This window comes from Microbacterium oxydans, assembly GCF_900095745.1.
Classification (GTDB): Bacteria; Actinomycetota; Actinomycetes; order Actinomycetales; family Microbacteriaceae; genus Microbacterium; species Microbacterium oxydans_B.
The window spans coordinates 389,486-411,017 of the sequence record NZ_FMIR01000018.1; the positions used below are offsets into that span (position 1 = coordinate 389,486).

Genomic DNA, 21,532 nt, shown 5'->3' on the forward strand with positions numbered 1-21,532 from the left:
TTTCTGCGGACGTCTCACATTTCGAGCACCTGTCCGGTCAGCCATGGAGAAGGATGTACCGAGAAGAACAAGGAGCAGTCATGAGAATCGCTGTCGCAGGAGGAACCGGGACGGTCGGTCGTCACACGGTGGAGGCGGTGCGCGCCGCCGGGCATGAGGCGATCGTGCTCAGCCGGTCACGGGGAGTCGACCTGGTGACCGGGCAAGGCCTGGATGCCGCTCTGGCGGGCGCCGACGCGGTGATCGACGTCGCGAGCATCCAGACGCTCAAGGCGAGCGCGGCGATCGAGTTCTTCACCGCCGCGACCGGGAACCTGGTGTCGGCGGCGGCGGACGCCGGAATCCGCCACATCGTGCTGCTGTCGATCGTCGGGATCGATCGCATCCCGTACGACTACTACGCGGGGAAGGTCGCGCAGGAGAAGGTCGTCGAGGCCTCGCGCGTGCCGTGGACGATCCTCCGCGCGACGCAGTTCCATGAGTTCGCGGGTCAGATGTTCGAGCGCGCGAAGGTGGGCCCGCTGCACCTCGCTCCGAACGCGCGGACGCAGCCCGTGGCTGCCGCCGAAGTGGGCGCACGCCTCGCCGCGCTCGCTGCCGGGTCGCCGCAGGGTCGCGTGCGCGACTTCGCAGGCCCGCGCGAGGAGAGCCTGTCCGACATGATTCGCGCCTTCGCCCGCCGCGAGGGATATCGCGGTTGGATTCCGGCCCTGAACGTGCCGGGGCCCCAGATGGCGGGGATGCGCGCGGGACGTGCTCTGCCCGGCACCGATGCGGACCTGGGTGTCCAGACGTTCGACGAGTGGCTCGCGTCCTAGCTCGGGGAACAGCCCGGCGCGGTCTGCGGTTGCACGAGGGAGAAGCATCGCGGATCCGAGGAGGTGGGGATGGAGCTGACCCTGGTGTCATCGTCGTTCTGCGGCGCCTGCGCACGGACCCGGTCCGTGTTGGCTGACGCCGCTCGATTCCTGCCGGATGCGACGGTGACCGAGATCGATGTGGCGCGGGATCCCGATGCCGCAGAAGCACTCGACATCGACGTCACGCCGACCGTGATAATCCGCGATTCCTCAGGAGTCGAGGTGTTCCGCGCCACGGGCGTACCCACCGTTCCGCAGGTGCTCACCGCGGCGGTCAAGGCGCTGCCGGCCTGAGCGCGGGCGACCTCGTCGGACCTCTTGCGGAGGCACGACACCCGGCGCAGACTGAGCGTCAGCGGTGCCGCCATCCCACCTCTCACCTCCTGGAGTCCGCATGCCTGCTCTCAACCCGTATCTCTCGTTCCGCACCGAAGCCCGCGAGGCGATGGAGTTCTATCAAAGCGTGCTCGGTGGTGAGCTGGTGATCAACACTTTCGGAGAGTTCCCCGACATGGCGCAGGATCCGAGCCAGAAGGACCTCGTGATGCACGCACAGATCGATGCTCCCGGGGGCCTCGTCCTCATGGCGTCGGACTCTCCCGACGGCATGCCCTACGAGAAGCCGCAGGGGTTCTCGGTGTCACTGAGCGGCAATTCGCAGGACGCCACGCGGGCGGTCTGGGAGAAGCTCGCCGACGGGGCGACGATCACGATGCCGCTGGATGTGCCGCCGTGGGGCGGGCTCTTCGGGATGCTGGTCGACCGCTTCGGCATCCCCTGGATGCTGCACGGCGACCCCGAGGAGTGAGCACCGCGAGGATCAGTGCAGCGCGTTCGTCTCGATGAAGGCGCGGAGAGCCTGCTCGTCGTCACCCATCTCGGTCACGTGCTGGGGCGCGCCGAGCATCTGCTGCAACTCCGGCGCGTAACCGAGCTCGACACCGATGGCCTCGTGGATCGTCTCCGCGAACTTCTCCGGCTTGGCCGTCTCGAGCACGAGCATCGGAACACCCGGCTCGACGAATTCGCGCGCGACCTTGACACCGTCGGCCGTGTGCGGGTCGATGACCTCACCCGTCGTCTCGTACACCGAGCGGATCGTCGCCAGCCTGTCCTCGTGCGTCGAGGTGCCGCTGACGATGCCGAACTCCTCGAGGAAGCGCTCCTGATCGGCCGAGAAGTCGAAGTACCCCTGGGCCTCGAGGTCGTCCCAAGCCCCTACGACGCGGGCGGGGTCGCGGCCGACGAGCTCGAAGATGAAACGTTCGAGGTTCGAAGCCTTGGAGATGTCCATCGAGGGGCTCGAGGTCGCGAGCGTCTGTGCGGCGCTGCGCGGGCGGTAGACGCCGGAGCGGAAGAACTCGTCGAGCACGTTGTTCTCGTTCGCGGCGAGCACGAGGCGACGGATCGGGAGACCCATCTGCTTGGCGAAGAAGCCGGAGAGGATGTTGCCGAAGTTTCCGGAGGGCACCGTGAAGGACAGCTCGGTCCAACCGCCGGCATCCGTCGCCCGCAACCACGCCCAGAAGTAGTAGACGGTCTGCGCCGTGATGCGCGCCAGGTTGATCGAGTTCACCGCACCCAGGTGCTGCGCGCGCTTGAAGTCCAGATCGCCGGCGAGCTTCTTCACGAGGTTCTGGCAGTCGTCGAAGACGCCCTCGACCGCGATGTTGTGCACGTTCGCGTCGTCGAGCGAGAACATCTGCGCCCGCTGGAATGCGCTCATGCGGCCCTGCGGCGACAGCATGAACACCGCGACGCGCTCCTTACCGCGAAGGGCGTGCTCGGCCGCCGAGCCGGTGTCGCCTGAGGTCGCACCGAGGATGTTGAGCACCGCGTCGTTTCGCTCCAGCGTGTACTCGAGCACCTGCCCGAGGAACTGCATCGCCATGTCCTTGAAGGCGAGCGTCGGGCCCTCGGAGAGTCCGACGAGCGTCAGCTCGTCGTCGATGGCCCGCAGCGGCACGACACCGTCGGGGAAGTCGGCGTATGCCGCGTCGGTCATCCGGGCCAGATCAGCGCGCGGGATGTCGGTCGCGAAGAGTCCGAGCACCTCGGTCGCCAGCTGCGGGTAGGTCAGTGCCCGCCAGCGTTCGAGCGTCTCACCGTCGACGGTCGGCATGACCTCGGGTACAGCCAGTCCGCCGTCGGGCGCGAGGCCCTCCAACAGCGTCTCGCTGAACGACTGCGGCTGCATGCCGCCGCGGGTGGAGATGAACTGCACGTTGGCTCCTCGGCTCGGGACTCGGCACGTCCATTCTCGCAGGGTGTTCGTCGGTGAAATGACGGGATGACGGATGCCGTCGCTCCTACTCAGAACAGCGAGGTCGGCAATGCCCCCTCATGCTCCAGCAGCCAGCGCTTGGTCTCGAGCCCCTGGCCTTCGTCGCCGCCCGAGTATCCGCCGAGGCCGTCGCCGGCCACCACCCGATGGCAGGGGACGATCAGGGGGACGGGGTTCGCCCCCATGATCGAACCGATCCCCCGGGCGGGCACCTCGGTGCCGCTGCGCGCGGCGAGCCCTCCGTAAGTGATCGTCTCGCCGTGCCCGACCGTCTCGTGGAGCGCGGTGAGCACTGCTCTGGTCGCCACGGTCTGCACGCCGAGATCGACCGGTACGTCGAAGCGGCGCAGCGTGCCCGCGAAGTAGGCGGCCAGTTGCGCGAGCGCCTCGGCGAGCAGCGGATCGGCGGTCGGGCCGGCCGGGAGTGCGCTGCCCTCGGGCGGAGTCGACCGCCACATGACGCGGGTGATCGCCACGCCATCACTCACCACCCCGATGACGCCGACCGGCGAGGCGAGCGTGGCGAAGGCGGACATGCGTCGAGGCTACCGCCCGCCTCAGACAGACGGATCGACGGCCCGGGACACAGCGGTGTCGCAGACCGGGGTGGTGTCGCCGACTGTTCAGGACGACCCTGGACTCAGGGATTCGGCACACGCCGTCCGATGACCACGACGACAAGGAGCACCCATGAGCATGACCACCGCGGCACTCGACCTGCCCGACGTGCGTCTCCACTTCGAGCTCCGCGGCGAGGGACCGCTGATGGTCCTGATCGGTGCCCCGATGGACGCGGATGCCTTCGCCCCGTTCGCGGACGAGCTCGCCGCCGACCACACGGTGCTGACGACCGACCCGCGCGGCATCAAGCGGAGCATCCTGCACGACCCGTCCCAGGGCTCGCCTCTGGAGCGCCGGGCCGCCGACCTCGCGGCACTGATCGAGCACGTCGACCTCGGCCCCGCGATCGTCTTCGGCTCGAGCGGCGGCGCCGTGACCAGCCTGGCGCTGGCGCAGGCCCGCCCCGACCTGGCTCCCACGGTCGTCGCCCACGAGCCACCTCTGCTCGAGCTGCTCCCTGACCGCGTCGAGCAGCGGCGGATCACCGATGAGCTCACGACAGCAGCGCTCTCGGGCGATCGCATCGGCGCCTGGCGTCTGTTCTTCGCGCAGGCCAACATCCCGATGCCCGAAGAGGCCCTCGTGCAGTGGTTCGGCGGTGAGGTCGATCCGCAGCACCACGCCGACGAGCAGTTCTGGTTCCGATACGAGCTGCCGGCGAGCGTGCGCTGGCTGCCTGATGTCGAAGCGCTGCGCGCACGCGCGGACCACCTCGTTCTCGGCATCGGCGAGGAGTCGGTCGGTCAGCTGTGCGAGCGCACGACGACCGCGCTCGGCGCACAGCTCGGCATCGCGCCGACGCGTTTCCCCGGCGATCACACCGGGTTCGTCGATCACACCGCGGAGTTCGCGGTCCGGTTGCGGGAGGTGCTCGCGGCGCTCTGAGCGCGTCGACGCCACGACGGGACCGTCGAGCAGATCGTGTGCTCGACGGCCCCCTGCGTCATCGCTGCGAGACCTGATCCCAGAGGGCGGCCCAGTGCTCCGGACGCAGGTCGCGGGGAAGACGCCGGTCGTCGGCACCCGCCGCCGCGACGGACCGTCGCGCACGAGACATCGGGATGCGTGCCGCCGTGGCCAGCACCGCAGCCAGGTTCGATCCCCGCCCCGTGAACATCGACCGCACGAACGCCTCGTACTCCCGGCGGTCGGATGCCGGGACGAGCGGTGAGCCGCGACGGGTGATGGCCAGCACCCCACCGTCGACGCTCGGTTGCGGTGAGAACCCCCAGGCCGGAACCCGGCCCTCCAGAGAGAACTCGAACCACGGCGCGGACTGCGCGGTCATCATCGTGCCGCCGCCGACGCCTGCCCGCTTGCGGGCCACCTCCCACTGCGTCAGCAGGACCGCCTGACGCCACCGACCGCTCGACAGAAGTCGCCGGAGGATGGGCGTCGTCACATGGAACGGGATGTTGCCGACGACGACCTCCGCGTCGAGCGGATGGCGCGTCGCATCCGCGATCTCGATGCGCACGTCGGGCAGCGCCTTTCGCAGGCGATGCACCCGATGCTCGTCGATGTCGATCGCCGCGAGGGGTCGCCCCAGCCTCGCGAGCGAGCGGGTGAGGGCGCCGTCACCGCAGCCGAGCTCGAGGATCGAGCCCGAGGTGCGTCCGACGAGGTCGGTGATGCGGGCGAGGGTCGGACGATGGGTGAGGAAGTTCTGGCCGAGTTCGTGGCGGCCGCCATGGATTGAACGAGGCATGAGTGCGCTCCAGAAGAAGAATCGGAGCACCTCGAAGGAGGGGAGGACGCGAAGAGGCGTCAGTGAGGGCTGCCCGTCCCGAGGTGCGATGACATCTCGGTGGACGGCGCGCAGATGCGTGCGGGGAGCGAGCGCGCCGTCAGGCGCGGCGGTCGCGGATCACGAAGTTGCGCCCCATCATGGGCGCTGCGCATATGGTTCCCATGCCTGCCAGCATAACGGCAGTCAGATCCAGCCACGCTCCTCGGCGATGAGCACGGCCTGTTGACGGGTGCCGACCGAGAGCTTCCCGAGGATCACCGAGATGTGGTTGCGCACGGTGCCGGGCGCGAGGGAGAGGGCCCGCGCGATCTGCCCGGTCGTCTCGCCTCGGCGACCGGCACGCAGCACGTCGAGCTCCCGGTCCGTGAGCGGCGAGCGCTCGTCACTCAAGGCGTCGGCGGCGATCTCGGGATCCACGTAGCGAGCACCCGCGGCGACCCGGCGGATGACGGCGGCGACCTCGTCGGCGCCCCGGGACTTCGGCAGGAAACCCGAGACGCCGGACGCGAGAGCGCGACGGAGCACACCCGGTCGCGCATGCCGGGTGACGACCACGCAGCGCGTCGCGATCGCCCTGTGCAGTCGCTCGGCGACCTGCACGCCGTCGAGTCCCGGCATCTCGAGGTCCAGGAGGCACACGTCCGGCTGCAGGCGCAGGGCTTCGGCGACGGCCTGCTCGCCGTCGGCGCATTCGGCGACCACCTCGATGTCGGGTTCCAGGCGCAGCAGCGCCGCGAGAGCGGAGCGGATCATCGCCTCGTCGTCAGCGAGCAGCACGCGGATCATCGCGCACCCTCACCCTGCGTCGGCACCGTCACGACGACCACGAAATCGTCGCCGTCGCGTCGCACCTCGAGGGAGCCGTGTGCCTCTTCGATCCTGCGGCGCACGCCCTCCAGCCCCGAGCCGTCGTGCTCGACCTCGGCACCGGGGACCACGTCGTTCGCGATCTCGTACCGCCACGCATCCGCGGTCCTCGTGAGCGCCAGCCGTGCCCGCGCTCCCCCGCCGTGCCGCAGCACGTTCGTCGTCGTCTCCCTGATCACGGGACCCAGCGCGGATGCCGGAGCGGAATCGGCATCCGCGTCGATGGCGGATTCCACCTCGAGCCCGGCGGCAGTGAGAAGGTCGCGGGCGTTGGCGAGCTCATCCCCCAGCGGCACCGAGCGGAAGCGGGTCGCGAGGTCCCTGGTCCCCTGGCGCGCCTCGTCGACGCTGACCCGCGCGGCGCGGAGCTGCTCCATCCCCGCGTCGGGGTCGGTCGGCAGCAGGCGCTCCGCGAGTTCCAGCTGCAGCGCGATCACCTGCAGATGGTGGCCCTGCAGATCGTGCACATCGGTGGCGACCCGCAGCCGCTCCTGCGTGGCGGCGAGCTTCGCCTCGGATGCGCGGGCGCGGTCGAGCGTGATCAGTACGTCCCACCACCACAGCGAGCTGACCAGCATCACCGGGAAGAAGACGGTGTACACGGCGGGGATCAGGAACGGGTTGGCGTCGGCGACGTCGAGAGCGGAATCCGCGATGCCGAGGAGGATGAGCGCGATCGTCGCCGTGATGACGACCTTGTACCGCACCCCGCGCGGCCAGTTCAGCAGGACGAGCGTCAGCACGAGGGGCATCACCGCGAGCTGCCAGCTGCCCACGACGACCCCGGCGACAGCTCCGTAGACGACGGCGACGAGCAACGGCAGCGCCAGACGCATCCAGCGCACGCCGGGCTCGGCATCCAGGCGGTGCCGGTAGTCGAGCAGCAACGGGATCGTGGACGCGCACCAGAGAATGCCGCCGACGCCGACGACCAGGCCGACGAACCCCTCGAAGTCGTCCGCGAGGGTCGTGAGCGTCCACGACGCGATCAGGGCGAGCTCGAACGCGATCACGGCGCTCACGGTGTACCACCACGTGGCCGTGACCCCGCGGGACAGCTGTCGCGCCCCCGGACTCGGCTCGACGGGGGCGAGGGGCTCGACCTGGCTGCTCACGCACCCCACGATACGGCCGTGACAGTTGTCACGGCTGTCTCGTGCGATCCACCCGGGAAGCGGTGACGGCTCGACACTGCCGCAGTGCCCGCCCTTCGAGTGGACTGGAGTCATCGCGGCGGAGACTCCGTTCGCACCGACATCCAGGAGCACCCCATGAACCTCATCGAGACGTTCCAGAACCTGGTCGCCCAGGTTCCCGAGCTCGTGCAGCCCCTCATCGTCGCCCTCGCCGGCGCGATCCCCTTCATCGAGGGCGAGGGGGCGGTGAGCATCGGCATCATCGGCGGTATCCCGCCCGTGGTCGCCGCGATCGCCGCAATGGTCGGCAACTTCCTCTGCGTGGTGGTCGTGGTGCTGGTGAGTTCGGGGGCCCGACAGGCCGTCGTGAACCGCTCGCGGGCCAAGGCGGTCGCCCTCGCCGGCGGCGGCACGACGGAAGAGGTGGCAGCGGGCACGGCGGACACCGCGCACGGCAGCCCGCGTCGCGAGAAGTTCCAGCGTGCGTTCGAGCGCTACGGCGTCCCCGGAGTCAGCCTGCTCGGCCCCCTCCTGCTGCCGACGCAGTTCACGGCGACGATGCTCGCCGCCTCCGGCATCGGCAAGGCCCGCATCCTCTTCTGGCAGGCGCTGGCGATCATCGGCTGGACGACCATCTTCGCCGTCATCGTCGGCAGCGCGGTGTACGCGATCCGCTGAGCAGGTCGGATGCGGGGGCGTGACATGGCGTCGCGTCCCCGCATCCGTTTATTCAGCCTGTCCTGAATTCATTGCTTTCTGTACAGTGGTCACGTGACCACCGCCCTCGCCTCCTCCCCCACGCACACGGCCGCCGTCGCTCGCCTCGGGCACGCGCTCTCCGACGCCACACGCGCCGGCGTCCTGCTCGCCCTGCGGGAGGGCGCCGCCTATCCCGCCGACCTCGCCGAAGCGCTCGGCGTCTCGCGCCAGGCCATGTCGAACCATCTCGCGTGCCTCCGCGGCTGCGGCCTCGTCGAGAGCGTGCCGGACGGCCGCCGCAGCAGCTATCGCCTGGCAGACCGGCACCTCGCACCCGCGCTCGACATGCTCATGCGGGTGACGCTCCTCGTGGAACCGGACTGCTGCTCCGGCGAAGGCTGCACCTGCTGATGACCGCCACGCTCGCCCTCACCCGCCGCGAGACCCTGCATCGCCGCATCCGCCTCATCGTCGGCATCACGATCACCTACAACCTGATCGAGGCGGTCGTCGCAATCGCCGCCGGATCCGTCGCCTCCTCCGCCGCGCTCATCGGGTTCGGCCTGGACTCCACGATCGAGGTCCTCTCTGCGGGGGCGGTCGCCTGGCAGTTCACCCGCCGTGATCCGGAACGCTGGGAGAAGCCGACTCTGCGCGTCATCGCGGTCGCCTTCTTCGCCCTCGCGGCCTACGTCACCGCGACCTCGGTGGCAGCGCTGGTCACCGCCGAGCGCCCGGAGCACAGCACCGTCGGCATCGTGCTGACCGCCGTCAGCGTCGCCGTCATGCCGTTCCTGTCATTCGCCGAACGCCGTGCAGGTCGCGAGCTCGGCTCCGCCACCGCCGTCGCGGACTCGAAGCAGACGCTCATCTGCACCTACCTCTCGGCCGCGGTGCTGATCGGACTGGTTGCGAACTCCCTGCTCGGGTGGTGGTGGGCGGATGCCGTCGCCGGGTTGGTCATCGCGGCCTTCGCCGTTCGGGAGGGGATCGAGGCATGGAAGGGCGACGCCTGCGCGACGTCGGTCGGCATGCTCCTCGAAGACGAAGACGACGAGCACCACGACCACGACCGCTGAGGCGCGAGACATCCGCGCGGCCTAGGTTGGGGGGATGGATGCCGCCCCTCTTCTCCCTCGTGATCTACTCGGGCGCACCATGCTCGTGACCGGAGCGAACGCGGGCATCGGGTACTGGTGCGCGGAGCAGCTCGCCGCACGGGGTGCGCGGGTCCTGCTCGGATGCCGTTCCGCCGAACGTGCGGCGACAGCGGTGACGGCGATCCGCGCGCAGGTGCCGGACGCCGACCTCCGGGTGCTGCCGCTCGACCTCGGCTCCCTCGACAGCGTGGCCGAAGCGTCAGCCGACGTCGGCGAACGGATCGACGCGGTCATCTGCAATGCCGGGGTCAAGGCGGCCGACCGCTCGGCACGCACGAGCGACGGTTTCGACCTCATGGTCGGCACGAACTTCCTCGGCCACTTCGCCCTCGTGGCGCAGCTCGAGCCGGTCCTCGCGCCGGACGCCCGCGTCGTCGCCGTCGGTTCTATCGCGCACCGCTTCGCGACCCTCGACCCGGCGACCCTCGACGCCCGGTGGACCGGCTCCTCACTGCGGCAGTACGGGCGATCGAAGGCGGCGCTGATGTCGTTCGCGTTCGAGCTGTCCCGGCGCTGGTCGGACACCTCACGCTCGGCTGTCTGCGCGCACCCGGGCTATGCGGTCGATCCGCTCACGCCTTCACGTCCCGGTCTCGCCGAGGTGTCCGGCTTCGTCCGCGCGCTGTCCGCGCCGAGTCGCGTGCTCGTGCAGGGCAAGGACGGCGGCGCGCTGCCGATCGTGCACGCGGCGACGGCCGCAGAAGTCGTCAGCGGCGACTACTGGGGGCCGGGCGGTCTGCTCGAGTTCCGCGGAGCACCGGCGCGAGTGGCCGCCTCGGACGAGGTGCGTTCCGCGTCGATCGGTTCCGCGCTGTGGGCGGCGGCCGAGCGCATCACCCGGGTGCGCTTCCCGGCCTGACCCTTCTCCGAATGTCCGATGCCCACGGCAGGATGCACGCATGATCACGTTGCTGTCGGCTCCGTCCAACCTCGGCCTGCGTCCGCCCGAGCCGCGCAGCGTCCCTGGCGCGGCGAAGGCACCGGAGGCTCTGCGCGAGGCCGGCCTTTTCGCGCGCTTCGCCGAGCTCGGGGCCACCGATTCCGGTGTCGTCCTCGCCGGCCGCTACGTCGACGACGATGCCACGAGACCGCCGGGGCACGTGCGCAACGAGAGCGCGACGATCGACCATTCGCGGCGTCTCGCCGCACGCATCGGCGCGGCGCTCGACAGCGGCGACGCTCCACTCGTGATCGGCGGCGACTGCGCGATCCTGCTCGGTGCGGGTCTCGCGACCGTGCGCCGCGGCGGCATCGGGCTGGTGCACGTCGACGGTCACACCGACTTCCGCCATCCGGGCAACAGCGACGAATGCGCGAGCCTGGCCGGAGAGGCTCTCGCCGCGGCGATCGGCAGGCACTGGCCCGCCGTCGCCGACGTCGACGGGCTGGGTCCGTCCTTCGCGTCCGAGCACACCGCGCACATCGGCCACCGCGACGATGACGAAGATCTGCCGGAGGTTCGCGGCATCCTGGGCGGTGTCTTCTCTTCCGCCGACGTGCTCTCCCTCGGCGCCGCCCACGTCGGCGCGAAGGCCGCCGCCGTCGCGGGCTCCGCGTACTGGCTCCAGGTCGACGTCGACGTGCTCGATGCCGCGATCATGCCCGCCGTCGACAGCCCCGACCCCGGCGGGATCGGGGCGGCAGAGCTCACTGCTCTGCTGCGCGAAGTCGCACCAGGCGCGGTCGGCGCGTCGATCACGGTGTTCGACCCCGACCTCGATCCCGACGGACGCTATGCCCGCCTGCTGGTCGAGATCCTCACCGAAGGCCTCAGCGAGCTCGGCAGCCGCGTGCAGCAGCCCTGACCACAGACCGAGCGCGCGGTCAGACCTGCGGCTCCACCACTTGCTCGAGCGTGACCCGCACTCGCGAGATCCGACGTCGGTCGAGCTCCGCCACCTGGATCGTGGCCCCGGGCACCTCGACCGTGTCGCCGACGATCGCGAGTCGGCCCAGCTGCTCCGTCACGAATCCGGCGATGGTGTCGGACGAGCCGCGCGGCATCGCGAGCCCCGTCGCCTCCTCGAAGTCCTGCAGGTTGAGTCGCCCGTCGATTCCGTCATCCTCGGACATGAATACCTCGGCGTCGTACTCGTCGAAGATCTCGCCGACCACCTCCTCCACGAGGTCTTCGAGGGTGACGAGGCCGTCGGTGCCGCCGTACTCGTCGACGACGACCGCGATGTGGTGCCCTTCCGCGCGCATGCGGGTCAGCGTCGGCAGCACCCGTGCGGACGAGGGGATGTACGGGATCTCGCGCATGAGCGCGCGCAGCGGACGCGTCGGATCATCGGACACCGCCTCGAACAGATCGCGCACGTGCACGAACCCGGTGATGTCGTCGATCGAGGTCTCCGAGACGGGATAGCGCGAGAACGGAAGGTCTCGCACCTGCGCCATCACCTCGCCGACGCTCGCGGCCTCGTCGAGGGCGACGACCTCCGGCCGCGGGCGCATGACCTCGCTGACCTGCCGCCCCCGCAGGGAGAGCACGTCGTCGAGGATGCGTCGCTCGTCATCCGGCAGCCCCTGATGGCTGGCCACGATGTCGCGCACCTCCTCATCGGTCATCTCGTCGCTCGTCTTGTGCGGGTCTCCGCCGAGCAGCCGGACGAGGGCGTTCGTCGACACCGAGAGCAGCCAGATCACCGGACGCATGACCGTGGCGAAGCCGTTGAGAGCGGGCGCGACCGCGTAGGCGAACTGCGCGTTGCGCTGGATCGCGAGGCGCTTGGGCACGAGCTCTCCGAGCACGAGCGACAGGTAGGCGATCACGAGCGTGAGCACGAGTGTCGCGACCGTGAGCGCGAGAGCGGGGGCGAGACCCCACGACTCGAGCACGGGCGCCAGTGACGGGGCGATCGATGTCGCACCGTACGCGGCCGAGGCGAACCCGGCGACGGTCACACCGATCTGCACGGCCGAGAGGAAGGTGTTGGGGTTGCGGGCGAGAGCCGCGACCTTGGCCCCACGGCGCCCGCGTTGACCGATCGCGTTGATCTGGCTCTCGCGCAGCGTGACCAGCGCCATCTCCGTCGCAGCGAAGACACCGCCGATCAGCACGAACGCGAAGACGAGGGCGATGTTCCAGAGCAGGTCGCCCATCAGCGGGCCGCCTCGTCTGTGGTGGGGTGAGCGCCCGGGATGAACCGGGCGCTCGTACTGTCAGAGTCCGAAGAGTCAGAACAGCGCGGCGCGCTCAAGAGTGCTCCTTCTGCGTGATGGTGGGGGTGGTGTCGGTGGAAGCGGTGACGGCGTCCGGCGCACGGCGGGTCTTGATGAGGCTCGCCGTGGTGGCCACCGCGATGGTCGCGCCGATGAACAGCAGCGAGAACCAGATCGGGATCTCGGGCGCCCACTCGACGCCCTGACCGCCGTTGATGAAAGGCAGCTCGTTGACGTGCAGCGCGTGCAGGACGAGCTTGACGCCGATGAACCCGAGGATGACCGCGAGTCCCTGGGCCAGGTAGACGAGCCGCTCGAGCAGTCCTCCGATGAGGAAGTAGAGCTGGCGGAGGCCCATGAGCGCGAAGGCGTTGGCGGTGAAGACGATGTAGGCCTGGTCGGTCAGCCCGTAGATCGCGGGGATCGAGTCGACGGCGAACACCAGGTCGATGAACCCGATCGCGATGATCGTGAGCAGCATCGGCGTGACGAAGCGCTTGCCGTTCTTGACGACCGTCAGCTTGTCGCCGTTGTACTCGTCGCTGACGGGCAGGTGCCGACGCACGAACGTCATGAAGCGCCCGTTCGCCGGGTTGCTCTCATGGTTGCTGAACGCCTGACGGTAGGCGAGCACGAGGAGCAGTGCACCGAACAGGTAGAAGATCCAGGAGAAGTTCTCGATGAGCGTCGCGCCGACGGCGATGAAGATGCCACGGAGGATCAGCGCGATCACGATGCCGATCATCAGCACCTTCTGCTGATAGATCTTCGGCACCGCGAAGCCGGTCATCAGGATGAGGAACACGAAGAGGTTGTCGATCGACAGCGCCTTCTCGGTGAGGTAGCCGGCGAAGTACTCACCGCCGAACGTCCACCCGGAGAAGACGCCGATGCCGACGCCGAACAGCAGCGCGAGGCTGATGTAGAAGATCGACCAGCGGGCGGACTCCGCGATCGTCGGCGCATGCGGCGTGCGCACGTGCGCGAAGAACTCGTAGACGAAGAAGGCGATCGTGACCGCGATCGTGATGATCCAGATCAGGGGGGTGATATCCAAACGGGGACTCCAGACTCGGGGCGCGAAAGCACCGCCAAAGTCTTCTCCATTCCTGAACAGGAACCGGTGGCCCGGGATGCGACGTGCATCCGTAATGACGACCCGACCGTATCGGAGTACTCCCCTTGGGATCTCCAGGCTAGAAGACGACCCTTTGCAGTTCCTGTGGGTTCGCCTGGAATGCCGGCGACGGTGGGATCAGTCCTCGTCGACGATGTCCACACCCGCAGCTTCGGCACGGTCGATCGTCGCGGGGAGCACGTCGTCGAAGAGCGTGACGAGCACTGCTCGGGTCTGGACCGCATCGCGCGCGTTGATCGCTTCGCGGATCGCGACCGCGAAAGCCTCGATCTTGTCCCACTCGAAGGCGTCCCGCGAGTGCTCGCCGAAGCGCCGGATCTGCGGCCCGAGCCGTTCGATGATCACCGCGCGCGCCGCGTTGCCCTCGATGCGGGCGAATCCGGTGGCGATGGAGCGCAGAGCGACTCCGAAGCGCGCGACGTCGCGCGCTTTGACCGCCCTCGACATGTCGTCGGCGAGGTCGGTGAGGTAGACGATGTCGTCATCCTGGATCACGGGCATCACATGGCGCACGGAGCCGATCCAGATGTCTCCGAAGAGGTCGACGGCGTTGCGAACCCGATCGAGGTCGATCGGCGCCACCCGCGTGTAGCGGTTGCGCTGCATCTCGACCAGACCGTGGTCGGCCAGCCGGTCGAGGGCGTGCCGGATCGGAGTCTTCGACGTGCCGAGCCGCTCGGCGAGCTCGTAGTCCCGCAGACGCTCCCCCGGACGCAACTCACCGCTGATGATCGCATCCTGCAACCGGGCATATGCCTCGTCGCTCATGGACCTGCGCTCGAGGGGTCCGCCTGAGAGTGCCAATTTTCCTCCACTGAGCCTGCAGCGACGTAGAGCCTGAAGTTCTACCTACCATGCAATGTATCGCATTCCAGAGGCCGACGACCGTGGAAACCGCCGCGAGGGGCGCTTGTCGTCTCAGAGCGCACGCAGGTTCGCGGCGTACCCTGCCCCCGAACCCACCAGCGAAGGCCGCTTCCGACGACGACCGGGAATCGCTGAGGCACGGGTCGCAGAACGCGCCGCCGCAGAGGTCGGCGTGGAGAAGAGGTCATCATGGACGGCATCCGTCCGACCATCCGCACTCGCCCGCCCGACAGCGCGCCACGCACGTCGAGCGCGTTCACCGAACTCGCGCAGCAGGTCCGTGGACGCGGACTGCTGCACCGTCGGTACGGCTACTACTGGACCAAGCTCATCGCCGCGCCGCTCATCCTGGGCATCTGCCTCCTCGCCTTCGTCTGGATCGGCGACACCTGGTGGCAGCTGTTCACGGCCGCCGTCCTCGCGATCGTGTTCACGCAGATCGCCTTCCTCGGGCACGACGCGGCACATCGGCAGATCTTCGTGTCCGGGCGCTGGAACGACTGGATCAGCCTGATCCTGGGCGATCTCCTCGTCGGCATGAGCTACGGGTGGTGGCAGCACAAGCACACCCGCCACCACGCGAACCCCAACAAGCTGGGGTCCGACCCCGACATCGAGCTCCCGGTCATCGCCGTCTCCCCTGAAGCCGCAGCGCGGCATCATGGACCGGTCATCACCTGGCTTCGCGGACACCAGGGAGTGCTGTTCTTCCCGATCCTGCTGCTCGAGGGCCTGTCGCTGCACGCATCGAGCGTGCGGCGGATGTTCGCGCGCGGGCGACTGGAGCGGCGGTGGGCGGAGATCGCCTTCCTGAGCATCCGCATGATCGGCTACCTGGTGCTGGTCTTCCTCGTGCTCTCCCCCGGCATCGCGTTCGTCTTCCTCGCGGTGCAGCTCGGGCTGTTCGGCTTCTACATGGGCATCGCCTTCGCACCCAATCACAAGGGGATGCCGGTGGTGCCGAGGGAGATGACCCTCGACTTCCTCCGCCGGCAGGTGCTGATGAGTCGCAACGTCCGCGGCAACCGCTTCCTCGACATCGCGATGGGCGGTCTGAACTATCAGGTCGAACACCACCTGTTCCCGTCGATGCCGCGCCCGCACCTGCGGCGTGCCGCACCCCTCATCGCCGAGTACTGCCGGGACCACGGCGTGCCCTATACCCAGGTGGGTCTGTTCGCCTCGTACGCGATCGTGGTGCGCTACATCAACCGCGTCGGACTCGGCGAGCGCGACGTCTTCGCCTGCCCGCTCGTGGAACAGCGCAGCTTCGGGGCGGCGGTCGGGGTGAGGTGACTTCGCGGGCCGCTTTTTTTATCAATATCAATACTGATACTGTTGCGGCATGAGCACCACTTCCGCGCTCCTCCACCCGGTTCGACTGCGCATCGTTCAGACGCTGCTCGCGAAGGGAACCTCGACGACCCGCGATCTTCATGAACGGCTGGGCGACATCCCGATCGCGACGCTCTACCGTCACATCGCGTACCTCTCCGAGCACGGATTGATCGAAGTCGACCACGAGCGGCAGGTTCGGGGGGCGAGCGAGAAGTCGTACCGAGTCACGGGAGAGCTGGCCAATCCCACGGCGGAAGAACTCGCGGCGTTGTCGTCGGAGGAACTGCTCGCCGCGTTCACGGTCTTCGTGTCGGGGACGATCCGGGACTTCGGGGACTACCTCGATGAGGGCGACTTCGATCTCGCCGAGGATCGCGTCAGCTTCGCGCAGGCCGAGTTCTGGGCGACCGATGCAGAGATGGATGCGTTCGCGGAGGGGCTCATGGCTGTTCTGCGACCGCTGCTCGCCAACGACCCCGTGAAGGGAAGGCGGCGTCGGGCGCTCACCACCGTGCTCATGCCCCGCCCCACAGACGAGACCTGGTGATACCCCGATGAACCTCGACCCCGCGTCGTGGCTGCCGCTGCTGCCTGTCCTCGCCCTCCTGCTCGCGCTCATGGGCTTCTGCCTGGTGGACATCATTCGCCGGCCCCGGGTTGCACATCTCCCCCGAGCCGCATGGGCGCTGATCGTGATCCTCGTGATCCCCCTCGGACCGATTCTGTATCTTCTGCTCGGCCGCAGGACCGACCGGCAGCTCGATGACACGGACCTGCGATGACCACCGGCACCCCTGAACCCGCACTGGAAGCCAGCGGCCTGACGCGGACCTTTCCGAACGGCGCGGGAATCCACGACATCACCTTCACCGCTCGAGAGCGTTCGGTGACCGCCGTGATCGGGCCGAACGGCGCCGGCAAGACCGTCCTGTTCAGCGCGCTCGCCGGACTGATCTCCATCGACTCCGGTCGCATCGAGCGGCCGTCACGGACTCGGGTGGCCTACTGCCCGGACGTGCCGCAGTTCGAACCGTGGCTGACCGCCCACGAGGTCGTCGAGACCTCGTTGGGCGTCTCGGGTTCGACGAGCCGGATCACACCGCGTGAGGCGCTGGAACAGTGCGGTCTCGCGAAGGTCGCGAACCGCCGGGTCGCCGACTTCTCCCGTGGCATGCTCCAACGTCTCGGGATAGCCGCCGCGCTCGTCCTCAACCCCGAAGTGCTCATCCTCGACGAACCGAACAGCGCACTCGACCCTCTGGGCAGGGCCGACATCCGCGCTCTCATCCTCGAGCAGAAGCGGCATCGCTGCATCGTGCTGTCCAGCCACATGCTCAGCGAAGTCGAGCAGCTCGCAGACCACGTGGTCGTGATCGACGACGGCCGCGTGGTCGCGCAGGGCACGACAGCAGAGATCCTTCTCAACGGGCTCGAGCCCGTATGGAATGTGCGGTTCGCAACCAGCGGAGCCAGCGCCCATCCGGTGGCAGAGCCCCCGGTCGGAGTCCGGATCGCCTTTCCCTCCGAGTCCCTGTGCACGATCCGCTTCCCTGATTTCGAGACCGCGGAGGCCGAGCTTCCGCGACTGCTCGCCTCCTTCGGCACGCCGATCCTCGAGGTCACCCTGCAGGGGCGCGATCTCGACGCATCCTTCGTCCGCATCATCCAGCAGCAGGAGGCCCGATGAGCGCCGTGATGACTTCTCTTCCCCTCGAGTTCCGGCGCCTGACGCGAACCGGCCTTCTCACCGCCCTGCTCGCCGCCTTCGCGTTCTTCGGTCTCGCCGGCCCCGGTCTCGCCGTCGCCATGCCCGATCTCCTCCGAGCCGCGGGTACCGAACAGCTGACCATCAATGCCGCCGCTGCGACACCTCAAGACGGCATCGCCCTGTATACGCAGAGCGCGATGCAACTCGGGCTCATCCTCGCGGCGGCCACCGCGATCACCGCGCTCGGCTGGGACACACGGAACGGCACAGCGATCTTCTATCGCACCCGCGCGACTCGACTCGCCTCGCTCACCCTGCCTCGATTCCTCGTCGACGTGCTCGCCGCGGTCGGCGCCTACACGCTCGGCCTCGCCCTCGCCGCGGCTCTCACGGCACTCGTGATCGGACCGGTACCCGTCGATCTGATGACCTCCACCTGGGGCCCCGGCGCGGTCTACCTCATCTTCGCGATGAGCATGGCCCACCTCGTCATGACGATGCTCCGTCGCACGGCGACCGCCATCGCGGTGACCACCGTCATCCTTCTCGTGCTGCCCCTGGCCAGCCAGATCGACATCCTCGCCGCATGGTCGCCGACCTCGCTCATCACGGGTCACCTCACCCACCCCGGACCGGTGTTCTCGGCGATCGTGATCGCCGGCGTATTCCATGTCTGCGCCGCCTACCTCGCGCCATTGCAGCGTCTGCGCAGAGATGGGTGAACTCACGGAGACGCGACCCTTGGCACGCCTCGGGACACCGCGCGGTGCGCTCGTCTATCGTCGGCGATTCACCCCGCGCCGACCTGATCCTGCTCGTGCAGGATCTTCTGGAAGAGATCGTGGTCCTGCCAGGAACCGGCGATCTGCAAGTACTGCGGAGCCGATCCGATCCGCTGGAACCCCGACTTCTCGAGCACGCGTTGCGAGCCCGCATTGTGAGGCAACGTGCACGCTTCCAGCCGGTGCAGCGCGAGCTCGTCCCGCGCCATCCGCACAGCCTCGCCGACCGCCGCTGTAGCCAGCCCGCGCCCCGCCCTGCCGGCATCGATCCAGTACCCCAGGGTCGCGCTCTGGAACGCGCCCCGAACGATCCCGACGAAGTTGAGCCGACCGACGAGTTCCCCTCCGTCGAAGATCCCGAAGGAGAAGCCGCGTCCGGCCTCAGAGAGTTCGAGCCATCTGGCGATGTCCTCACGGTGCCAGGCCGGGGTGTGGAAGCCTTCCGGACGCAGCGGCTCCCACGGAGACAGGTGATCCCTATTGCGCTCATAGACGGCGGCCAACTCCGGTGCGTCATCGTCGCAGAGGAGCCGCATCACGGCACCGCCTTCGAGTGAATAGCTGCCCGCCAACCCAGACTTCGTTCTCTGCACTGCTCGCCTCACGTCCATTCCGATCGTTCCCCCACCGGCCAGGCACCGATGGGCACGCCCCCGCGTCTTCGACGAAGAGCTCGACACCCTGATCATCGCCGAAGACGTGATCGAATCGCGCCGCTCGACAGATTCGATCGTCGCGGCTCCATCAGTTAGTCTACGATGTAGATCTACGAAGGGGAATCATGAGCGACTCACGATTGCGGTTGAGCGGCATCCGGCGATCCTTCGGCGAGCGCGCGGTGCTCTCCGGCGTCGATCTCGTCCTGCCCGCGGGTGAGATCCTCGGCCTCCTCGGCCCCAACGGCGCAGGCAAGTCCACGCTGATCGCCATCGCCAACGGGTCGCTGGCGCCCGATTCCGGGTCGGTCACCGTCGACGGCATCGACCTCGCCTCCCGCCGGGAGACCGCCGCCGCCCTGATCGGCAGCGCGCCGCAACGACTCGGCATCTACCCCTCGCTCACGGTGCGCGAGAACGTCGAGGGATTCGCTCGTCTTCACGGCGTGCGCGGGCGAGGGCTGCGCGCACGATGCGCGGGGGTGATCGAGGGACTGGGGCTCACGAAGAGCACCGGCGTCCGCGCCGAGCAGCTCAGCGGCGGCCAGCAGCGCCGACTGCACCTCGCGATGGCGCTCACCCATAGCCCGCGCCTGTTGTTCCTCGACGAGCCGACCGTCGGCGCCGACGTGGAGTCGCGCCAGCAGATCCTCGACCTGGTGCGCCGCATCGCCGACGACGGAGCGTCCGTGCTCTACACCACCCACTACCTCACCGAGCTCGAGCAGCTCCCGTCACGGCTCAGTCTCCTGCACGACGGCGTGCTGCAAGATCTCGGAGAGGTCAGCGAGGTGGTGAGGTCGCAGGGCGACGGCGTGCGCGTGCGCCTGCAGACGAATGCTCAGCCGCCGGCCGGCTGGGTGCGCGAGGGCGACTGGCTCGTGAGCGGATCGACGGGAACCAGCGCTGGTGAGCAGCTCGCCGACCTGATCGCCCGCCTCGGCGAAAGTGCGAGCGCGATCATCGATGCGCAGTTCCCTCGCCCCACCCTCGAGAGCGCGTACGTGCGCCTGCTCCGCGCACAGGAGACACCGGCCCTCGACGACGCGGAGGTGCACGGTGTTGCGGCATAGTCTCGCGGTCGCAGCGATCGACGCACGGATCCTGTGGCGCGACCCGTCTCCGGTCGTGGTCATGACGGTGATTCCGCTCGTGTTCGTCCCGTTCTTCGTCCCCGGTGCGCGGGGGCAGCTGGCCACCGCGGGCTACGCCTCGGCGTCCGGAGTCGAGTACGCCGTCCCCGGCCTGGCCGTGCTGTTCGCCCTCCTCTGCGTCCAGCAGGTCGTCACGGCGTTCTTCCGTGATCAGCAGTGGGGCACGTGGGACCGGCTGCGGACATCACCGGCCCGCGGCGTCGACCTCCTCCTCGGTAAGTCACTGACGGCATTCGCCGCACAATTGCTGCAGTTCCTCGCGGTACTCCTCGGCGGTGCGCTCCTCTTCGGGTACCGCCCCAACGGCTCCGTGCTCGGGCTGGTCCTGGTGCTCGTGGCGTTCTCGGCGGCGATGATCGGCTTCGGACTGCTCCTGGTCTCGGCATCCCGATCTCTCGAACTCGCACTGGTCATCGGCAACGTGCTGGCCATGCTCATGGCGGGGGTCGGCGGCGCGTTCGGACCGGTCGAGGCGCTGCCGACATGGATGCAGACGATCGCTCCGGCGTCGCCTGCATACTGGGCTCTGCAGGCCATGCGGTCGCTCACCCTGGATCGCGCCGGAGCGCTCGACGCGCTCGGTCCGTCGATGGCACTCTTCGGCTTCGCTGCGGGCTTCGTCCTGCTCGCCGTCGCTCTGCTCGCCCTGCGCAGGCGGAAAGGAATCTCATGATGACACCTCGACCGGAGCGGATCTCCCGCGCCGACGTGCTGTCGGCGGCTCTCGAGCTCATCGACGCCGATGGCCTGGATCAGCTCACCATGCGGCGCCTGGGCACCGCGCTCGGGGCGGATCCGATGACCGCGTACCGGCACTTCGCCGGGAAGTCGGACCTCGCCGCTGCACTCGCCGACGAGTTCTGGACCGGACTCTCGCTACCCTCCGTCTCCGGGGCGCCCGACTGGCGCGCTTACGCGCACGAACTGATGCGGGCCATCCGCGCCGAGCTCGCCGCACACTCCGGACTCATCCCGATCGTCGCGACGCATCCGATCACCTCACCGGCGGCGCTCGCCGTGGCCGACGAGGCCATCGGCATCTTGCTCGATCTCGGGGCTCCGGTCGACCCGGCCCTCGGCGACCTCGTCAACGTGCTCGTGATGATCACCGTCGCCTCGGCGATGGGAGAGTTCAGCGCTCCTGCGGGGTCGGAGTCCACCGCTGCGGAGACGGCCGAGGCCGAGCACGAAGACACCGAAGCAGCACTGCTCTCGCAGCTGCCCCACCTCGGCCGCATCATCGCCGCAGGGTGGGCGCCGTCGGCCGAACGGCAGTTCGAGGCGGGCATCGGCGCCATCCTGCACGGCTGGCCGTTCCCCCTCCCCCCGACATCGTGAGGGCGGCCT

At 68.7% G+C, this 21,532-nt stretch carries 26 protein-coding genes; 17 read left to right on the plus strand and 9 right to left on the minus strand.

Annotated features, from left to right (window positions below; translation table 11 throughout):
• Window positions 1-80: 80 nt before the first annotated feature.
• The 3 genes from BQ2383_RS14605 (at window position 81) to BQ2383_RS14615 (ending at window position 1,668) form a co-directional block, all read left to right on the plus strand.
• A complete protein-coding gene (locus BQ2383_RS14605; protein WP_091035476.1) occupies window positions 81-818 on the plus strand; it encodes an SDR family oxidoreductase in 738 nt (245 codons plus the stop codon).
• 69 nt (window positions 819-887) lie between these two features.
• Window positions 888-1,154 (plus strand): thioredoxin domain-containing protein, encoded by a 267-nt coding sequence (locus BQ2383_RS14610; protein WP_091035479.1) that lies wholly within the window; start codon window positions 888-890, stop codon window positions 1,152-1,154.
• Window positions 1,155-1,254: 100 nt separating this feature from the next.
• Window positions 1,255-1,668 carry a VOC family protein gene (locus tag BQ2383_RS14615; RefSeq protein WP_091035482.1) on the plus strand — a complete coding sequence of 138 codons (414 nt, stop codon included), beginning with the start codon at window positions 1,255-1,257 and terminating at the stop codon, window positions 1,666-1,668.
• Window positions 1,669-1,680: 12 nt separating this feature from the next.
• Here the strand turns inward: BQ2383_RS14615 and thrC are convergent, their stop codons facing one another.
• A complete protein-coding gene (gene thrC / locus BQ2383_RS14620; protein WP_091035484.1) occupies window positions 1,681-3,084 on the minus strand; it encodes a threonine synthase in 1,404 nt (467 codons plus the stop codon).
• An 89-nt stretch (window positions 3,085-3,173) separates the two neighbouring features.
• Window positions 3,174-3,680: a methylated-DNA--[protein]-cysteine S-methyltransferase gene (locus BQ2383_RS14625; protein WP_091035487.1), complete on the minus strand. Its 507-nt coding sequence runs from the start codon at window positions 3,678-3,680 to the stop codon at window positions 3,174-3,176.
• Between the two features lie 154 nt (window positions 3,681-3,834).
• Between BQ2383_RS14625 and BQ2383_RS14630 the strand changes: the two genes are divergently transcribed.
• A complete protein-coding gene (locus BQ2383_RS14630) occupies window positions 3,835-4,650 on the plus strand; it encodes an alpha/beta fold hydrolase (protein ID WP_091035489.1) in 816 nt (271 codons plus the stop codon).
• A gap of 58 nt (window positions 4,651-4,708) precedes the next feature.
• Here BQ2383_RS14630 and erm read toward each other — a convergent pair whose 3' ends face one another.
• The 3 genes from erm to BQ2383_RS14645 all read right to left on the minus strand — a co-directional run bounded on the left by erm (window position 4,709) and on the right by BQ2383_RS14645 (window position 7,497).
• On the minus strand, window positions 4,709-5,473 hold the full coding sequence (erm, locus tag BQ2383_RS14635) for a 23S ribosomal RNA methyltransferase Erm (protein ID WP_091035492.1): 765 nt from the start codon (window positions 5,471-5,473) through the stop codon (window positions 4,709-4,711).
• 225 nt (window positions 5,474-5,698) lie between these two features.
• Window positions 5,699-6,301: a response regulator transcription factor gene (locus tag BQ2383_RS14640; protein ID WP_091035495.1), complete on the minus strand. Its 603-nt coding sequence runs from the start codon at window positions 6,299-6,301 to the stop codon at window positions 5,699-5,701.
• Window positions 6,298-7,497 (minus strand): sensor histidine kinase, encoded by a 1,200-nt coding sequence (locus BQ2383_RS14645; RefSeq protein WP_244176022.1) that lies wholly within the window; start codon window positions 7,495-7,497, stop codon window positions 6,298-6,300. The genes BQ2383_RS14640 and BQ2383_RS14645 overlap by 4 nt, the downstream gene beginning before the upstream one ends.
• A gap of 156 nt (window positions 7,498-7,653) precedes the next feature.
• On the opposite strand from BQ2383_RS14645, the gene BQ2383_RS14650 reads away from it, so the two are divergent.
• From BQ2383_RS14650 to BQ2383_RS14670, 5 genes are all read left to right on the plus strand, one after another.
• Window positions 7,654-8,196 (plus strand): small multidrug efflux protein, encoded by a 543-nt coding sequence (locus BQ2383_RS14650; RefSeq protein WP_091035497.1) that lies wholly within the window; start codon window positions 7,654-7,656, stop codon window positions 8,194-8,196.
• A gap of 93 nt (window positions 8,197-8,289) precedes the next feature.
• Window positions 8,290-8,628 (plus strand): ArsR/SmtB family transcription factor, encoded by a 339-nt coding sequence (locus tag BQ2383_RS14655; RefSeq protein ID WP_091035500.1) that lies wholly within the window; start codon window positions 8,290-8,292, stop codon window positions 8,626-8,628.
• Complete coding sequence (locus tag BQ2383_RS14660) at window positions 8,628-9,296, plus strand: cation transporter (RefSeq protein ID WP_091035503.1); 669 nt, start codon at window positions 8,628-8,630, stop codon at window positions 9,294-9,296. Before BQ2383_RS14655 ends, BQ2383_RS14660 begins: the two co-directional genes overlap by 1 nt.
• Window positions 9,297-9,330: 34 nt before the next feature.
• Window positions 9,331-10,236 (plus strand): SDR family NAD(P)-dependent oxidoreductase, encoded by a 906-nt coding sequence (locus BQ2383_RS14665; RefSeq protein WP_091035506.1) that lies wholly within the window; start codon window positions 9,331-9,333, stop codon window positions 10,234-10,236.
• A 40-nt stretch (window positions 10,237-10,276) separates the two neighbouring features.
• Complete coding sequence (locus tag BQ2383_RS14670; protein WP_091035509.1) at window positions 10,277-11,182, plus strand: arginase family protein; 906 nt, start codon at window positions 10,277-10,279, stop codon at window positions 11,180-11,182.
• A gap of 19 nt (window positions 11,183-11,201) precedes the next feature.
• Here BQ2383_RS14670 and BQ2383_RS14675 read toward each other — a convergent pair whose 3' ends face one another.
• The 3 genes from BQ2383_RS14675 to BQ2383_RS14685 form a co-directional block, all read right to left on the minus strand.
• Window positions 11,202-12,482, minus strand: coding sequence for a hemolysin family protein (locus BQ2383_RS14675; protein WP_091035512.1), 1,281 nt, complete (start codon window positions 12,480-12,482; stop codon window positions 11,202-11,204).
• Between the two features lie 94 nt (window positions 12,483-12,576).
• Window positions 12,577-13,599, minus strand: a complete 1,023-nt coding sequence (locus tag BQ2383_RS14680; protein ID WP_091035515.1) for a TerC family protein — start codon at window positions 13,597-13,599, stop codon at window positions 12,577-12,579.
• 198 nt (window positions 13,600-13,797) lie between these two features.
• Window positions 13,798-14,448, minus strand: a complete 651-nt coding sequence (locus BQ2383_RS14685) for a GntR family transcriptional regulator (protein ID WP_091035518.1) — start codon at window positions 14,446-14,448, stop codon at window positions 13,798-13,800.
• 288 nt (window positions 14,449-14,736) lie between these two features.
• Between BQ2383_RS14685 and BQ2383_RS14690 the strand changes: the two genes are divergently transcribed.
• From BQ2383_RS14690 to BQ2383_RS14710, 5 genes are read left to right on the plus strand one after another with little or no spacing between them, the layout of a single operon-like run.
• Window positions 14,737-15,843, plus strand: coding sequence for a fatty acid desaturase family protein (locus BQ2383_RS14690; RefSeq protein WP_091035521.1), 1,107 nt, complete (start codon window positions 14,737-14,739; stop codon window positions 15,841-15,843).
• 49 nt (window positions 15,844-15,892) lie between these two features.
• Window positions 15,893-16,432, plus strand: coding sequence for a helix-turn-helix domain-containing protein (locus BQ2383_RS14695; RefSeq protein ID WP_091035524.1), 540 nt, complete (start codon window positions 15,893-15,895; stop codon window positions 16,430-16,432).
• Window positions 16,433-16,439: 7 nt separating this feature from the next.
• Window positions 16,440-16,667: a PLD nuclease N-terminal domain-containing protein gene (locus BQ2383_RS14700; RefSeq protein WP_091035526.1), complete on the plus strand. Its 228-nt coding sequence runs from the start codon at window positions 16,440-16,442 to the stop codon at window positions 16,665-16,667.
• Window positions 16,664-17,572, plus strand: a complete 909-nt coding sequence (locus tag BQ2383_RS14705) for an ABC transporter ATP-binding protein (RefSeq protein ID WP_091035529.1) — start codon at window positions 16,664-16,666, stop codon at window positions 17,570-17,572. The genes BQ2383_RS14700 and BQ2383_RS14705 overlap by 4 nt, the downstream gene beginning before the upstream one ends.
• 8 nt (window positions 17,573-17,580) lie before the next feature.
• The gene (locus BQ2383_RS14710) at window positions 17,581-18,315 is read left to right on the plus strand and encodes an ABC transporter (RefSeq protein WP_140403367.1); all 735 of its coding nucleotides are present in this window, start codon (window positions 17,581-17,583) and stop codon (window positions 18,313-18,315) included.
• Window positions 18,316-18,383: 68 nt separating this feature from the next.
• Here BQ2383_RS14710 and BQ2383_RS14715 read toward each other — a convergent pair whose 3' ends face one another.
• Window positions 18,384-18,911, minus strand: coding sequence for a GNAT family N-acetyltransferase (locus BQ2383_RS14715; protein WP_205829007.1), 528 nt, complete (start codon window positions 18,909-18,911; stop codon window positions 18,384-18,386).
• Window positions 18,912-19,156: 245 nt separating this feature from the next.
• Here BQ2383_RS14715 and BQ2383_RS14720 point away from each other — a divergent pair, with 245 nt between their 5' ends.
• The 3 genes from BQ2383_RS14720 to BQ2383_RS14730 are packed head-to-tail and all read left to right on the plus strand — an operon-like array spanning window position 19,157 to window position 21,523.
• Window positions 19,157-20,104 carry an ABC transporter ATP-binding protein gene (locus BQ2383_RS14720; protein WP_091035533.1) on the plus strand — a complete coding sequence of 316 codons (948 nt, stop codon included), beginning with the start codon at window positions 19,157-19,159 and terminating at the stop codon, window positions 20,102-20,104.
• Complete coding sequence (locus BQ2383_RS14725; RefSeq protein WP_167381631.1) at window positions 20,094-20,858, plus strand: ABC transporter permease; 765 nt, start codon at window positions 20,094-20,096, stop codon at window positions 20,856-20,858. The genes BQ2383_RS14720 and BQ2383_RS14725 overlap by 11 nt, the downstream gene beginning before the upstream one ends.
• Window positions 20,855-21,523 carry a TetR/AcrR family transcriptional regulator gene (locus tag BQ2383_RS14730; protein WP_091035537.1) on the plus strand — a complete coding sequence of 223 codons (669 nt, stop codon included), beginning with the start codon at window positions 20,855-20,857 and terminating at the stop codon, window positions 21,521-21,523. The genes BQ2383_RS14725 and BQ2383_RS14730 overlap by 4 nt, the downstream gene beginning before the upstream one ends.
• The last annotated feature ends 9 nt before the right edge of the window (window positions 21,524-21,532 follow it).